Annotated in this window: 13 protein-coding genes and 1 other RNA gene; 8 read left to right on the top strand and 6 right to left on the bottom strand. The window is 57.5% G+C overall.

The genetic code is table 11. The annotated features are described in order from the left end of the window. Window positions 1–30 precede the first annotated feature (30 nt). Window positions 31–474 carry a YhbP family protein gene (locus ACOI6Z_RS08495; protein ID WP_420687191.1) on the top strand — a complete coding sequence of 148 codons (444 nt, stop codon included), beginning with the start codon at window positions 31–33 and terminating at the stop codon, window positions 472–474. On the opposite strand, the gene ACOI6Z_RS08490 is transcribed toward ACOI6Z_RS08495, so the two are convergent. Further along, window positions 436–972: a type 1 glutamine amidotransferase domain-containing protein gene (locus ACOI6Z_RS08490; protein ID WP_004206160.1), complete on the bottom strand. Its 537-nt coding sequence runs from the start codon at window positions 970–972 to the stop codon at window positions 436–438. The two genes, ACOI6Z_RS08495 and ACOI6Z_RS08490, sit on opposite strands and share 39 nt — an antisense overlap. A gap of 128 nt (window positions 973–1,100) precedes the next feature. Here ACOI6Z_RS08490 and ACOI6Z_RS08485 point away from each other — a divergent pair, with 128 nt between their 5' ends. After that, window positions 1,101–1,748 carry an NAD(P)H-binding protein gene (locus tag ACOI6Z_RS08485; RefSeq protein ID WP_023291107.1) on the top strand — a complete coding sequence of 216 codons (648 nt, stop codon included), beginning with the start codon at window positions 1,101–1,103 and terminating at the stop codon, window positions 1,746–1,748. Between the two features lie 75 nt (window positions 1,749–1,823). Beyond that, the gene (locus ACOI6Z_RS08480) at window positions 1,824–2,864 is read left to right on the top strand and encodes a permease (protein WP_023291106.1); all 1,041 of its coding nucleotides are present in this window, start codon (window positions 1,824–1,826) and stop codon (window positions 2,862–2,864) included. A 120-nt stretch (window positions 2,865–2,984) separates the two neighbouring features. Here ACOI6Z_RS08480 and dolP read toward each other — a convergent pair whose 3' ends face one another. Genes dolP through ACOI6Z_RS08460 form a run of 4 tightly spaced genes read right to left on the bottom strand, consistent with a single transcriptional unit; the run spans window position 2,985 to window position 6,638 of the window. Then, on the bottom strand, window positions 2,985–3,560 hold the full coding sequence (gene dolP / locus ACOI6Z_RS08475; protein ID WP_023291105.1) for a division/outer membrane stress-associated lipid-binding lipoprotein: 576 nt from the start codon (window positions 3,558–3,560) through the stop codon (window positions 2,985–2,987). Between the two features lie 9 nt (window positions 3,561–3,569). Then, window positions 3,570–4,160 carry a DnaA initiator-associating protein DiaA gene (diaA, locus tag ACOI6Z_RS08470; RefSeq protein WP_002918211.1) on the bottom strand — a complete coding sequence of 197 codons (591 nt, stop codon included), beginning with the start codon at window positions 4,158–4,160 and terminating at the stop codon, window positions 3,570–3,572. Between the two features lie 25 nt (window positions 4,161–4,185). Next, window positions 4,186–4,572: a YraN family protein gene (locus ACOI6Z_RS08465; protein ID WP_044524830.1), complete on the bottom strand. Its 387-nt coding sequence runs from the start codon at window positions 4,570–4,572 to the stop codon at window positions 4,186–4,188. Continuing rightward, window positions 4,530–6,638, bottom strand: coding sequence for a penicillin-binding protein activator (locus tag ACOI6Z_RS08460; RefSeq protein WP_065812772.1), 2,109 nt, complete (start codon window positions 6,636–6,638; stop codon window positions 4,530–4,532). The genes ACOI6Z_RS08465 and ACOI6Z_RS08460 overlap by 43 nt, the downstream gene beginning before the upstream one ends. A gap of 63 nt (window positions 6,639–6,701) precedes the next feature. Between ACOI6Z_RS08460 and rsmI the strand changes: the two genes are divergently transcribed. After that, window positions 6,702–7,565, top strand: coding sequence for a 16S rRNA (cytidine(1402)-2'-O)-methyltransferase (gene rsmI / locus ACOI6Z_RS08455; RefSeq protein WP_023291102.1), 864 nt, complete (start codon window positions 6,702–6,704; stop codon window positions 7,563–7,565). 199 nt (window positions 7,566–7,764) lie between these two features. Here the strand turns inward: rsmI and garD are convergent, their stop codons facing one another. Next, on the bottom strand, window positions 7,765–9,336 hold the full coding sequence (garD, locus tag ACOI6Z_RS08450; RefSeq protein WP_263062794.1) for a galactarate dehydratase: 1,572 nt from the start codon (window positions 9,334–9,336) through the stop codon (window positions 7,765–7,767). A 564-nt stretch (window positions 9,337–9,900) separates the two neighbouring features. On the opposite strand from garD, the gene garL reads away from it, so the two are divergent. From garL to ACOI6Z_RS08430, 4 genes are all read left to right on the top strand, one after another. Then, entirely contained in the window at window positions 9,901–10,671 is a 771-nt protein-coding gene (garL, locus tag ACOI6Z_RS08445; RefSeq protein ID WP_049014794.1) for a 2-dehydro-3-deoxyglucarate aldolase, read from the top strand. A gap of 28 nt (window positions 10,672–10,699) precedes the next feature. Further along, a complete protein-coding gene (gene garR, locus ACOI6Z_RS08440; RefSeq protein ID WP_032454164.1) occupies window positions 10,700–11,590 on the top strand; it encodes a 2-hydroxy-3-oxopropionate reductase in 891 nt (296 codons plus the stop codon). A 247-nt stretch (window positions 11,591–11,837) separates the two neighbouring features. Next, window positions 11,838–12,220: RNase P RNA component class A (gene rnpB, locus ACOI6Z_RS08435), an RNA gene on the top strand. 1,509 nt (window positions 12,221–13,729) lie between these two features. After that, window positions 13,730–14,593, top strand: a complete 864-nt coding sequence (locus ACOI6Z_RS08430; RefSeq protein WP_065812769.1) for a mechanosensitive ion channel domain-containing protein — start codon at window positions 13,730–13,732, stop codon at window positions 14,591–14,593. Window positions 14,594–14,670: the final 77 nt, after the last annotated feature.

The raw sequence follows: 14,670 nt of genomic DNA, 5'->3' as shown, positions 1-14,670 counted from the left end.
GTATGCACCATAGCATAATGGAGAAGAAAGATGGATACGCTTGCCGCCATTGGCCGCTGGCTGAGTAAACAGCACGTCGTCACCTGGTGCGTCTCCCGTGACGACGAGCTGTGGTGTGCGAATGCCTTTTACGTCTATGATCCGGATACCGTGGCCTTTTATCTGCTCAGCGAGGAGCACACCCGTCACGGCCAGATGACCGGCGAGCGGGCGAAGGTGGCCGGGACGGTCAACGGTCAGCCCAAGACCGTGGCCTTGATCCGCGGCGTGCAGTTCCAGGGCGAGATCCGTCGTCTGCGCGGCGACGAAGAGGCGCGAATGCGCCAGCGCTACGTCAAGCGCTTCCCGGTGGCCCGCATGCTGTCGGCGCCGGTCTGGGAGATTCGTCCGGACGAAATCAAGTTTACCGACAACACGCTGGAGTTCGGGAAAAAGCTACACTGGCGGCGCGATGCCGGCGCCGAGCAGGCGTAGCGCTTCGCGATTGAAGGCCGGCAGATCGTCCGGCGTTCTGCTGGTGACCAGCTGTTCGTTATCGACCACCACCTCCTGGTCGTAAAACTCGCCCCCGGCGTTTTTCACATCCACCACGATCGGTTTTACCGCCGTGAGCTTACGCCCGCGGATCACATCGGCGCTGATCAGCAGCTGCGGGCCGTGGCAGATGGCGAAGACCGGCTTCCCGCCGTTGACAAAATCGCGCGTAAAGGTGACAAAGCGCTCATCCCCGCGCAGCTGGTCCGGGGAATAGCCCCCTGGCAGCAACAAGGCATCAAATTCACCCGGTGTGACGTCATCAATGGCCCGATCGATGGCGACCTCTGCTTCTCCCTGTTTACCCTTCACCGTCTTGCCAGCCTGCTTTTCGATCGTCACGACCTGATGCCCGGCGAGCTTAAACGCCTCGGCGGGAGAGGTAAATTCAGAATCTTCAAAGTCGTCGGTAATGAGCACGGCTATCTTTTTACTCATGCTTCCTCCGCTGTCTGGATGGTCAATGAGGTAATTCCATGATGATGGTGGATACTTACCTTGTAAGGTATTAAGCCTGGAACATGAGCGCGAAAGTGCAAGGCAGAGAATTCCGTAAAGGAGAATCAATGAGTCAGGTATTATTGACCGGCGCGACCGGGTTAGTTGGCGGTCACTTACTCCGGCTGCTGCAGAATGAACCCCGCATCAGCACAATCGCTGCCCCGACGCGTCGCCCACTGGCGCCGGCGGAAGGCGTGTTTAATCCGTACGATCCGCAGCTGACCGATGCCCTGGCGCAGGTGGTCGACCCGGTCGACATTGTCTTCTGCTGTCTGGGAACGACGCGCCGGGAAGCGGGAAGTAAAGAGGCCTTTGTCCATGCCGACTTTACGCTGGTTGTTGATACGGCGCTGACCGGCAAACGGCTAGGCGCTCAGCATATGCTGGTGGTCAGCGCGATGGGCGCTAACGCCCACTCGCCGTTTTTCTACAATCGGGTGAAGGGGGAAATGGAGGCGGCGCTGATCGAGCAGGGATGGCCGCGGCTGACTATTGCCCGGCCGTCGATGCTGTCAGGCGAGCGGGAAAAAAAACGGGCCAATGAGACCTTCCTCGAACCGCTGTTCCGACTCTTACCGGGGAACTGGAAATCCATTGCGGCACGCGACGTGGCGATTGCCCTGCTGGAGGAGGCGCTGTCGCCCACTCACGAAGGGGTGCAAATTCTGTCATCGTCCGAGCTGCGGGAGCGCGCCGCGCGGCAGGCGGAATAGCGGTTTGCAAACGCAGGCTTCCGGCGTAGTATTCACGGCTTCAATTCATATCCACATTTCTTGCTGGGGAATGCTATGGCTGGTCAGTCTTCATCTCAGGCGGCGTCACCATTTCAATGGTGGAAACCCGCGCTTTTCTTTCTCGTCGTGATTGTCGGCCTGTGGTTCGTCAAATGGCAGCCGTACTACGGGAAAGCCTTCACCGCGGCGGAAACCCACAGTATCGGTAAATCCATTCTCGCCCAGGCCGACGCTAATCCGTTAAAGGCGGCGTGGGACTACGCGATGGTTTACTTCCTTGCCGTCTGGAAAGCGGCGGTGCTTGGCGTGCTGCTTGGGTCGCTGATTCAGGTGCTGATCCCGCGCGACTGGCTGCTGCGCACCCTGGGGCAATCGCGTTTTCAGGGGACGCTGCTGGGGGCGATTTTCTCGCTGCCAGGCATGATGTGCACCTGCTGCGCCGCGCCGGTCGCGGCCGGGATGCGCAAACAGCAGGTGTCGATGGGCGGGGCGCTGGCGTTCTGGATGGGCAATCCGCTGCTCAACCCGGCGACATTGGTGTTTATGGGCTTTGTTCTGGGCTGGCAGTTTGCGCTGGTTCGCCTGGTGGCGGGCCTGGCGACGGTGCTGATTGTCGCGACGCTGGTGCAGAAATGGGTAAAAGAGGCGGCGACGCAGCCTGCCGTGGTGCCTGAAGCGCAACCGGAAGCGGCTCAGGGCGGTTTCTTTAGCCGCTGGCTGCGGGCGCTGTGGACGTTGTTCTGGAACACCATCCCGGTTTATATCCTCGCGGTACTGGTGCTGGGGGCGGCGCGCGTCTGGCTGTTCCCGCACGCTGATGGCGTGGTGGATAATACCTTGTTCTGGGTCATCGCGATGGCGATCGCCGGCTGCCTGTTTGTGATCCCTACCGCGGCGGAAATTCCGATTGTCCAGACGATGATGCTGGCAGGGATGGGCGTCGCGCCGGCGCTGGCGCTGCTGATTACGTTGCCGGCGGTGAGCGTGCCGTCGCTGATTATGCTGCGCAAAGCCTTCCCGGCCAAAGCGCTGTGGCTGACCGGCGGGCTGGTGGCGCTGTGCGGCGCGATTGTCGGTGCGCTGGCGCTGGTATAGTGTGCTGTAAACGTACGGATAGCCGGATGGTGTGCCGGGCGGCGCTACGCCTAACCCGGCACATAACGAACAGGGGACTGCAGCCCGGCTAAGCGTAGCGACAGCCGGGAAACTGCAGCTTTATTTGATGTAGGTAAAGGCGGTAGTCACCCGGGACACGCCGCTCACCCGGCTGGCGATATCCGCCGCCGCGCGGCCTTCACGGTCGGTCACCAGCCCCATCAGGAAGACTTCGCTGTTTTCCGTGGTCACCTTCACGTTCGAGGATTTGACCTGATCGGTGCCCAGCAGCTGCGAACGCACCTTGGTGGTAATCCAGGTATCAGAAGAGGCGGTGCCTAAACCAATCGGCTGGCCCTGGCGCACTTCGTTAAACACTTCCGTGGTTCCTTCCACGCCCATGGCGATTTGCTTGGCGCGGGCTGAGAGGTCCGGCGTCGGCGACTGACCGGTCAGCAGGACTTTGCCCTGATAAGCGGTAACGTTGATGCGGGCCTGTTTCTTAATCTGTTCATCTTTCGACAAGGCGCTATTGACGCGCAGTTCCAGGGTGCTGTCATCGACCTGGGTTCCCACCGTACGCGGGTCCGTTGCGGCTTTAGTGCCGACTGCTGCCGTTCCGACTACCGCGGCGGCAACGCAGCCCTGCAGTAGTAGTGCAGAAAGCAGGATGGCGAGGGGCGAGAGAGCCTTCATGTGTTCTCCTTAATCGTCCTGGTGTGGAAAAAGAGTGTTATCTATCAAATCGCACAGACAGTTGACGGTCAGCATATGCATCTCCTGGATACGCGCGCTGCGGTGCGAGGGGATGCGAATTTCGACATCCTGCTGACCTAACAGGCCCGCCAGCTCACCGCCGTCATAGCCGGTCAACGCGACGATGGTCATGTCGCGGGTCACGGCGGCTTCCACTGCCTTGACGATGTCCCGGCTGTTACCGCGCGTGGAGATTGCCAGCAGCACATCGCCGGCGTGTCCCAGGGCGCGCACCTGCTTGGCGTAAATCTCGTCATGCAGGCGATCGTTAGCGATGGCAGTTAAGACCACATTATCGGTGTTTAGTGCAATGGCGGGTAAACCAGGGCGTTCCGTTTCAAAACGATTAATCATGCTGGCAGCAAAATGCTGTGCGTTGGCGGCGGAAGTGCCATTACCACAACAGAGGATTTTGTTGCCGTTGAGCAGGGACTGCACGAGCGTCATCGCCGCCCGGGAGATGGCGTCCGGGAGTGCTTCTGCTGCGGCAATTTGGGTTTGAATGCTTTCGGTAAAGCAGGCTTTGATTCTGTCGAGCACGGGATCCCTTACTTCTGGTATTACGCTATTCGCCAAAGGCGTTTTTTAGCCATTGGATGTCGTTGCCGGTGAAGGCTACCACATCGAAACGGCAATCCACAGTCTCAAAGCTCCCATTCTGTCGGCAGAGCCACAAACGGGCGGCTTTAAGGAGGCGTTGCTGTTTTTGCGGGGTGACGCTGGCCGCCGCGTCACCGTACAGGGCGCTGCGGCGGTAGCGCACCTCGACAAAGACGGTGACGGCGCCGTCGCGCATGATGAGGTCAATTTCGCCGCCACGCTCGCGGGCGTTGGCGGCGATAAAACGCAGGCCCTGGCCTTCCAGCCAGCGGCGAGCACGGTTTTCCCATGCATCGCCGGTCTGTTTGCTTAGCTGGCCGGGACGATTTGTCCCTGCTGGTACTTGAGCCATGACAGTTTCCTGTTAATCACGCAGTCCTGAGTCGCCGTCAGATCGCCGGTATTCCCGTTCAGCTCGAAGCCCGGCGTCTGGCGCATTTGCGTGAAGTGGTTTGCCAGCGACCAGGCGTCAGCGCCCATCGCATAAAGACGCGCCAGCGAGTAGTCATTGCGCACCGCAGACAGCGCCTGCTGCATCAGCGCCGGGTTGCTGCCAGCCAGCATCGGGATTTCGCTATACTGCAGGCCTTCCATCTCCAGACGGAAATCCGGACCTGCGGTGCCCTGCGCGCTGCGCGAGCTGGCGTACAGGGTGACATTGCTCTGGCTGCCGTTGCGCATTGCGATCATGGGTTTGATATAGCCAATCTGTTCCGGGGTGGCGAGGATGTAGGCCGCGTCGACGCTGCCGCCGCTGCTAACCGGCATCTCATCCGCACTGCCGAGGACGCTGTTCTGCGCTGATGGCAGGGTGGAGACCGGGGTGCCGCTCAGCGCAATGCCTCCTCCGCCGTTAACGCCGGCGCGCAGTTCCGCCGTGGAGCCAAAACGCTGCTGCAGGACGCTGGCGCCGCCCAGCTTCAGCCATTCGTCGGCAAACGCGTTGACCACACGATCGCCCAGCGCGCCGCGCGGAACCAGCAGCAACGGCGTCTGTTTGCCCTGTTGATGGATATGTCGGGCGGCGTCACGCGCTTCGTCTTCCGGCGACAGCGCGAAATAGCAGATATTAGCGCGGCCTTCGACCTTCTCCGGCTGGTTGAGCGCCAGCACGTTGAGCGGCGTATTGCTCTTGATAACATCTTCGACGTTCTCTTTCAGCAGCGGTCCGACGACGAGGGTGGCGCCGTCCTGCTGAGCCTGAGCAAGCAGCTGGCCGATCGGTTGGCTGGTGGTATCGTAAATTTTCAGTTCTGCCGAGGGGTTGGCGGCGGTGGCGACCACTGGCTGCGGCTGTGCGGCCGGGGCAGTGACCGGCTGGGTGGCCGGAGAGGCGGTGGTCTGCGGCGCGGCGACCGCTGCCGGGGCCTGAGCGGCCGGCTCCGCGGCTGGCGTTGCCTGGGTTTGCGCCGGGGCCTGCACCGGTTCAGCGCGACTTCCGGTAGCCGTAAGATCGCTAATTTCCGCCTGCGACGGGCTTACCACCTCATCATTACCGGACGCGTTCGCCGCCTGGGCGACCTGAGCGGGAACCGCGCTGCCCGTCACCGACGGCGCGCCGTTTTTGGCGGCTTCGAAGCCCTGCTGGATGGTACGGCCGAAGATCGACGCCTGGCCGTTCAGCGGCAGGAAAAGCGCAATCTTGTTGATGGAGGCGGGCTTATAGTTTTGCATGTTTACCAGCGCCGTCGGCAGCATTTTGGCGCCCGGGTTTTGCGGGTAGCGCGTCTGCCAGTCTTTGACGCCGGCTTTCAGCAGCGTGGGATCGTTGCGGTTGTCAAACCACATCCGCTGCAGATCCAGCCAGCCCTGGAGGGTATTTTCATCGGCATTGATCACCAGCGCATTGGCCTGATCCTGGGTCATCGCGGTCAGCGCTTGCCAGGTCGCGTCAATATTTTGCTGGCGCTGTTTGGCATCGCTCAGCAGCGGCTGCTGGGCGATTAAGGCGCGCAGCAGCGTAACCGATGGTTTACCCTGGCTGGCATCGATTTGCGCCTGCCAGTAGCGCGCCTGCTGAGGCTGCTCCAGGCTTGCCGGGTCAAGCTTAGCCAACAGCGTACGGGCCCCCTGATAGTCGTTCTGCGCCAGCTTCACTTCTATCGCCAGCAGTGACTGTTCACGGGCCTGGGTGCTGTCCAGGTTCGACGGCAGCTGGTTAAACAGGTCGATGGCCTGCTGCTTCTTTCCTTCCTGCAGCAGTGCACGAATGGCGAGTAATTGCCAGTTGGTCTTGCTATCATTCGTGCTTTGCTGCATCTGCTGCAAGTAGAAACTGGAGTTGGCCTGCGACGTACCCTGCATAAACGCCGTACTTTGATCCTGCGTGTGGGTGCCGCAGCCAGCAAAAAGAAGAGTAGCCAGCAATACGGGCAGACAGCGCGCGGGCTTAGAACGAAGAAATGTTGACGGTACCATAAGTGTCCAGTGATATTTTTTTGGCTCAATGCTCAATATTAAATCGGCAATACGGACGAGACAATGAAACAACACGAATCAGCGGATAATTCTCAGGGGCAGCTCTATATTGTGCCCACTCCGATAGGAAATCTGTCTGATATCACGCAGCGCGCACTGGAGGTGTTGCAAGCCGTTGATTTAATTGCTGCGGAGGATACCCGCCACACCGGTTTGCTGCTGCAGCATTTTGCGATTAACGCCCGCTTGTTTGCGCTTCATGACCATAACGAGCAGCAAAAGGCGGAAACACTTCTCGCTAAACTGAAAGAAGGGCAAAACATCGCGCTGGTCTCCGATGCCGGCACGCCGCTGATTAACGACCCAGGCTACCATCTGGTGCGCACCTGTCGTGAAGCGAATATTCGCGTCGTACCGCTGCCGGGACCCTGCGCGGCCATCGCCGCCCTCAGCGCCGCCGGTTTGCCCTCCGATCGTTTCTGCTATGAAGGCTTCCTGCCGGCGAAATCGAAAGGCCGTCGCGATACCCTGAAAGCGCTGGAAGAAGAGCCGCGCACCCTCATCTTCTACGAGTCGACCCACCGGCTGGTGGAGAGTCTGGAAGATATCTGCGCGGTACTGGGAGAATCCCGCTACGTGGTGCTGGCCCGCGAGCTAACCAAAACCTGGGAATCGATCCACGGGGCGCCGATTGGCGAGCTGGTGGCGTGGGTCAGGGAAGACGAAAACCGGCGCAAAGGCGAGATGGTGCTGATCGTCGAAGGCTTTAAGGCGCAGGAAGAGGCGCTGCCGGCGGCGGCGCTGCGTACCCTGGCGCTGCTGCAGGCGGAGCTGCCGCTGAAGAAAGCCGCTGCGCTGGCCGCGGAGATCCACGGTGTGAAGAAGAATGCGCTGTATAAGTATGCCCTGGAGCAGCAGGGGGAGTGATCCTGTAAAACCAGTTAAAGCCTGGCAAGCCGCCCTTGAGATTGTGAAGGGCGGCTTGAGCGTCATCCGACATGTCGGAAGAAATGTCGGAAGAAATGTCGGAAGAAAAGTGCAGCCCGCCTTCCTTGCCGCACAGCACCCCTAACCAACCAGCCCGGATAAATCCGGGCTTAACGTGGTTAAACCCTTACGCTCTCGATCAGGTCACCGGCGCCGGGTTAAACACCGCCAGCTGGTTATGCAGACCCCATTGATCGGAGAAGGTTTTCTTGCGTCCGCTGGCCACGTCGAGAATGAATTCGAACAGCTTCAGCCCCACATCCTCAATCGTCTCTTCGCCGGTGGCGATGGTGCCGGCGTTAATGTCCATTAAGTCATACCAGCGGTTAGCCAGCTCGGTACGGGTCGCCATTTTTATCACCGGTACCGCCATCAGTCCGTAAGGCGTGCCGCGGCCGGTGGTGAATACCTGCACCGTGATGCCAGAGGCCACCTGCTGGGTGCCGCAGACAAAATCGCTGGCGGGGGTGGCAGCGTAAATCAGGCCGCGTTTGGTCGGGCGCTGCCCAGGGGAAAGCACCTCAACGATGGCGCTTTTGCCTGATTTGGCAATCGACCCCAGCGCTTTTTCCACCACGTTGGCCAGGCCGCCTTTCTTGTTGCCGGGGGAGGGGTTGGCGCTGCGGTCGGTTTTGCCCATGTCGAGATAGTTATCGTACCAGGCCATCTCTTCCAGCAGGCGTTGACCCACCTCTTCGTTGATCGCCCGCGGGGTCAGCAGATGGATAGCGTCGCGGACTTCGGTCACCTCTGAGAACATCACCGTCGCGCCGCAGCGCACCAGCAGATCGGAGGCGTAACCCACCGCCGGGTTGGCGGTCACGCCGGAGAAAGCGTCGCTGCCGCCGCACTGCATACCCACCACCAGCTCAGAGGCCGGGCAGGTTTCCCGCTGACGCTGGTTGAGTTTCGTCAGATGGCGCTCGGCGACCTGCAGAATGTCATCGACCATCGATTTAAAGCCCACGTGCTTTTCATCCTGCAGGCTGACGATGCTGGCGCTGTCCACCGGGATGCTTTTGACATCTTCGGTCCCCTGCAGCAGGCGTTCGGGCTGCAGCTTTTCACAGCCAAGGCCAATGACCATCACTTCGCCGCCGAAGTTCGGGTTAAGGGCGATATTGTGGATGGTGCGAATCGGCACCACCGCCGCTGGCGCATTAATCGCTACGCCGCAGCCATAGAGGTGATTCAGACCCACCACGCCGTCGACGTTGGGATAGTTCGGCAGCAGGTCGCGTTCAATGAGTTTCGCCACGTAATCGACCACGCCCGCAACGCAGTGCACGCTGGTGGTGATACCCAGCAGATTTTTGGTGCCCACGCTGCCGTCGGCATTGCGGTAGCCTTCGAAGGTGTAGCCTTCCAGCGGCGGTAGCGGGGCGGGCACTTTGGTGGCCAGCGGCAGGGTGTTCAACGGCGGGGCGGTAGGCAACTCCACTAACGACTCGTCAATCCAGCTTCCCTGGGGGATGTCGCGCACCGCGAAGCCAATCACTTCTCCGTAACGGATAATTTCACCGCGGGCAGGGATATCCGCCAGGGCGACTTTATGCCCCTGTGGGATGTGCTCGATGAGCGTCAGGCCGTCCGGGAAACGCGTTCCGGCGGTCAATCCCCGATCGTTGACAATAATCGCCACATTATCTGTTGGGTCAACTTTTATATAAAACGCGGTCGGCGATGGTTGTCGAATTGAAATATCGGCCATTGTCCAGTTATCTCCAAACAGGTACTAAAAATATAATTAAATGGTCATTCTGGCGCGGTAGAGCAGAATAATGAAATAAAGAATGTCAGGTGTGTCGGCATGAAGATGTGATCTAAATCACTCCTTATCGCCATGGACGCGTGCGGTGGGCGGGCAATCGTAAGAAGTGTGGATTAGCGCCCATGGCTTAAGGCTATTGCCCAACTTAAGCTTTAAAAAATGTATTTATATTGTGTTTATGCATAGTGTCTGGCGAGTTGGCGCTGACTATACTGAGTCGTGTTTTTGTGACGTCCGATATCTGCATGGTTGGCCTTTGAATCGCGGGTTAATAATTTAGCCGTGACCTAATGAATAATAAAAAATGGTTAATTTGCGATGGGCTGACATTTTCCGGACTCAAGGTCAGGGAATAAAAAAGGACACCCATTCGCCGGTTTACTCTGCGGATAATATTTGGGGTCAGGCGATACGCTTTTCCAGCCTGATGGGGCTCTCTCGCCGGGCTGGTGATATAACGAATGAATTGCAGAAGTTAGCAACGGTTAACGCAAGGTAAAAATCATGGATAACGCAATTTTCCCGAACAAATTTAAGGCCGCGCTGGCGGCTCATCAGGTGCAGATTGGCTGCTGGTGCGCGCTGGCCAATCCGATTAGCACCGAGGTGTTGGGTCTGGCGGGTTTCGACTGGCTGGTACTGGACGCGGAACACGCGCCGAACGACGTCACCACGCTTATCCCGCAGCTTATGGCGCTGAAAGGCAGTTCCAGCGCTCAGGTGGTTCGCGTGCCGACCAACGAGCCCATCATTATTAAGCGCATGCTGGATATCGGCTTCTATAACTTCCTGGTGCCGTTTGTCGAGACGGCTGAACAGGCGGCGCAGGCGGTGGCTTCTACCCGCTATCCGCCGGAAGGGATCCGCGGGGTTTCCGTTTCCCATCGCGGCAATATGTTCGGCACCGTGCCGGACTACTTCGCCCAGTCCAATAAGAACATTTCCGTTCTGGTACAGATTGAGAGCCAGATCGGGGTGGACAACGTCGAGGCGATTGCCGCGACCGAAGGTGTCGACGGCCTGTTCGTCGGCCCGAGCGACCTGGCCGCCGCGCTAGGTCATCTGGGCAATGCCGCCCATCCTGAGGTGCAGCGCGCCATCCAGCATATCTTCGCCAGCGCGAAGAAGCACGGTAAGCCAAGCGGCATTCTGGCGCCGGTGGAGGCCGATGCGCGGCGCTACCTGGAGTGGGGCGCCTCTTTTGTCGCCGTCGGCAGCGATCTGGGCGTCTTCCGTTCCGCAACCCAGAAACTTGCTGATGCCTTTAAAAAATAGTCACCAGGATGAAGAGAGAGAGAACAATATGACAATCAAAGTGGGTTTTATCGGTCTTGGCATTATGGGCAAGCCGATGAGCAAAAATTTGCTGAAGGCGGGTTACTCGCTGGTGGTGTCTGACCGTAACCCGGAAGCGATTGCCGACGTGATTGCCGCGGGCGCAGAGACCGCGACCACGCCGAAGGCGATTGCCGAGCAGTGCGACGTGATCATCACCATGCTGCCGAACTCGCCGCATGTCAAAGAGGTGGCGCTGGGGGAGAATGGCATTATTGAAGGCGCGAAACCGGGCACCGTGGTGATCGACATGAGCTCTATTGCGCCGCTGGCCAGCCGGGAAATCAGCGAAGCGCTGAAGGCTAAAGGCATTGATATGCTGGACGCGCCAGTAAGCGGCGGCGAACCAAAAGCGATCGACGGCACCCTGTCGGTAATGGTCGGCGGCGACAAGGCGATCTTCGACAAATATTACGAGCTGATGAAAGCGATGGCTGGCTCCGTGGTGCATACCGGCGACATCGGCGCGGGCAATGTGACCAAACTGGCCAATCAGGTGATTGTCGCCCTGAACATCGCGGCCATGTCCGAAGCGCTGACTCTGGCCACCAAAGCCGGCGTCAATCCGGATCTGGTTTATCAGGCGATCCGCGGTGGTCTGGCGGGGAGTACCGTGCTGGATGCCAAAGCGCCGATGGTGATGGATCGTAACTTCAAGCCGGGCTTCCGGATCGATCTGCATATTAAAGATCTGGCCAATGCGCTGGATACCTCCCACGGCGTGGGCGCTCAGCTGCCGCTGACGGCGGCGGTAATGGAGATGATGCAGGCGCTGCGTGCGGACGGTCTGGGCACCGCTGACCATAGCGCGCTGGCTTGTTACTACGAAAAGCTGGCGAAAGTGGAAGTGACTCGCTAACAAGAAAAGCTCTGCGCGGCCCGGTGGTTATGCCTGGCGCAACAGTATCAGACTGCCACGGGGGGCGAGCCTGGACGCGGTATCGGCGTCGTCTTCCGCGTGTTTACCTTGGTTGCGACGCAGGAAGCGGCGTTTCGCGCGCGTTGGACAATATTTCTCGTGCGTCGCGCAATAGCGCTGCCGCCCTGCAGGGCGGGATGACGACAGAGGGATGACAACGGGCGGTAAACCCACTATACTGCGCGCCGAAGCTGACCAGACAGTCGCCGCTTCGTCGTCGTCCTCTTTCGGGGGGAGACGGGCGGAGGGGAGGAAAGTCCGGGCTCCATAGGGCAAGGTGCCAGGTAACGCCTGGGGGGTGTCACAGCCCACGACCAGTGCAACAGAGAGCAAACCGCCGATGGCCCGCGCAAGCGGGATCAGGTAAGGGTGAAAGGGTGCGGTAAGAGCGCACCGCGCGGCTGGTAACAGTCCGCGGCACGGTAAACTCCACCCGGAGCAAGGCCAAATAGGGGTTCATAAGGTACGGCCCGTACTGAACCCGGGTAGGCTGCTTGAGCCAGTGAGCGATTGCTGGCCTAGATGAATGACTGTCCACGACAGAACCCGGCTTATCGGTCAGTTTCACCTCTTTATGTCAAAACCCCGCTTCGGCGGGGTTTTTGCTATCTGAATCTGTGACGCGGATGAATGACTGTCCACGACGCTATACCCAAAAGACAGCGGCTTATCGGTCAGTTTCACCGCTTTATGTCAAAACCCCGCTCCGGCGGGGTTTTTGCTATCTGAATCCGTGACGCGGATGAATGACTGTCCACGACGCTATACCCAAAGAAAGCGGCTTACCGGTCAGTTTCACCGCTTTATGTCAAAACCCCGCTCCGGCGGGGTTTTTGCTATGTGAATCCGTGACGCAGATGAATGACTGTCCACGACGCTATACTCAAAAGAAAGCGGCTTATCGGTCAGCTTCACCGCTTTATGTCAAAACCCCGCTTCGGCGGGGTTTTGCTATCTGAATCCGTGACGCGGATGAATGACTGTCCACGACGCTATACCCAAAAGAAAGCGGCTTATCGGTCAGTTTCACCGCTTTACGCAAAATTCCGCTTCGGCGAGGTTTTTGCTATCTGAATCCGTGACGCGGATGAATGACTGTCCACGACGCTATACCCAAAAGAAAGCGGCTTATCGGTCAGTTTCACCGCTTTATGTCAAAACCCCGCTCCGGCGGGGTTTTTGCTATCTGAATCCGTGACGCAGATGAATGACTGTCCACGACGCTATACCCAAAAGAAAGCGGCTTATCGGTCAGTTTCACCGCTTTACGCAAAATTCCGCTTCGGCGGGGTTTTTTGCTATCTGAATCCGTGACGCGGATGAATGCCTGTCCACGACGCTATACCCAAAGAAAGCGGCTTACCGGTCAGTTTCACCGCTTTATGTCAAAACCCCGCTCCGGCGGGGTTTTTGCTATGTGAATCCGTGACGCAGATGAATGAATGTCCACGATGCTATACCCAAAAGAAAGCGGCTTACCGGTCAGTTTCACCACTTTACGCAAGACCCCGCTTCGGCGGGGTTTTTGCTATCTGAATCCGTGACGCGGATGAATGACTGTCCACGACGCTATACCCAAAGAAAGCGGCTTATCGGTCAGTTTCACCTCTTTATGTCAAAACCCCGCTTCGGCGGGGTTTTTGCTATCTGAATCCGTGACGCAGATGAATGACTGTCCACGACGCTATACTCAAAAGAAAGCGGCTTATCGGTCAGCTTCACCGCTTTACGCAAAACCCCGCTTCGGCGGGGTTTTTGCTATCTGAATCCGTGACGCAGATGAATGACTGTCCACGACGCTATACCCAAAAAAAAGCGGCTTATCGGTCAGTTGCAACTATCTCTATAAAACCTCTCGACGAAGGTGTTTATTTTTAATTTCAGTCGGTTGTAAATCAGGTTTGCAGAATATCCACTTTTAAACAGTTTTTTGGCTGCTTTAAACACCGGATTCGTTAATACTGTCACGCTACGATGTTTTATTGTCTATCCGTTAGTCTCTATTCCCTCATTTGCAGCGGTCATCATTCAGCTTAATGGATAGCAGGTTTATAGGTTATCCAGACAGGAGTGATAGACGTGAAAAATGTAGTATTATTCCCGCAGCTCAAATCGGCAATAGCCTGGCTTATCGGTCATGGTGAAACAATTATGCAGTTTGCCTGGAATATCGTGGCAGCGCTGATTATTCTTTTTGTCGGGCGAATGCTTGCAAAAGTCCTCGCTAAAGCCTTCGAGAAAATTCTCTTACGACGCAACGTCGATGCGACAATCGTTCATTTCTTTGCTGCGCTCGTTCGTTATATTACGATGGCTTTTGCGATAATCGCCGCATTAGGTCGGGTAGGGATTGAGACGTCTTCCATCATCGCGGTTATTGGCGCGGCAGGGCTGGCAATTGGTCTGGCGCTGCAAGGCTCGCTTTCTAACTTTGCCGCTGGTGTTCTGTTGGTCACTTTACGTCCTTTTCGGGCCGGCAATTTTGTACAGGTCGGCGCGATTTCTGGTATGGTGCAGTCCGTACATGTTTTTTCAACAACGCTACTAACCGTTGATAATAAAGAAGTTATTATTCCAAATGGTAAAGTCATCGCCGACAGTATTGTGAATTATTCCTGCCATCCTTTTCGGCGAATCGATCTGACCCTCGGCGTGGCCAGCGAGACTAAAATTGTGCAGGTTAAGCAGGTCATTCAGGCTATCATTGATAGTGAAAAGCGAATCGATCAATCTCGTGGTACTACGGTTCGTCTGCTTGAAATGATGCCGGGCACACTTAACTTCACTGTTCGTGTCTGGGTGAAAAATAGCGAATATTGGGAGACTTATTTTGATTTTCTTGAAGCGATTAAAGAAGCGCTCGATGAACATCAGATCACCCTCGCCGCGCAACGGATGGATATTAATTTAACCTCCCCGTCGTTATCGGACCTAAAAAAATAAACAATGTGGATGTTTAGCTTATAGATCATTTGATCTATGAATGTATTCAACCCCTTTTACAATTATGTTCATGCTTT

The sequence above is a fragment of the Klebsiella sp. C239 genome, from assembly GCF_048822715.1.
In the GTDB taxonomy this organism is placed as follows: Bacteria; Pseudomonadota; Gammaproteobacteria; order Enterobacterales; family Enterobacteriaceae; genus Klebsiella; species Klebsiella quasipneumoniae.
The sequence above is the reverse complement of the archived record's forward strand: the minus strand, read 5'-3'. Positions and strand labels throughout refer to the sequence as shown.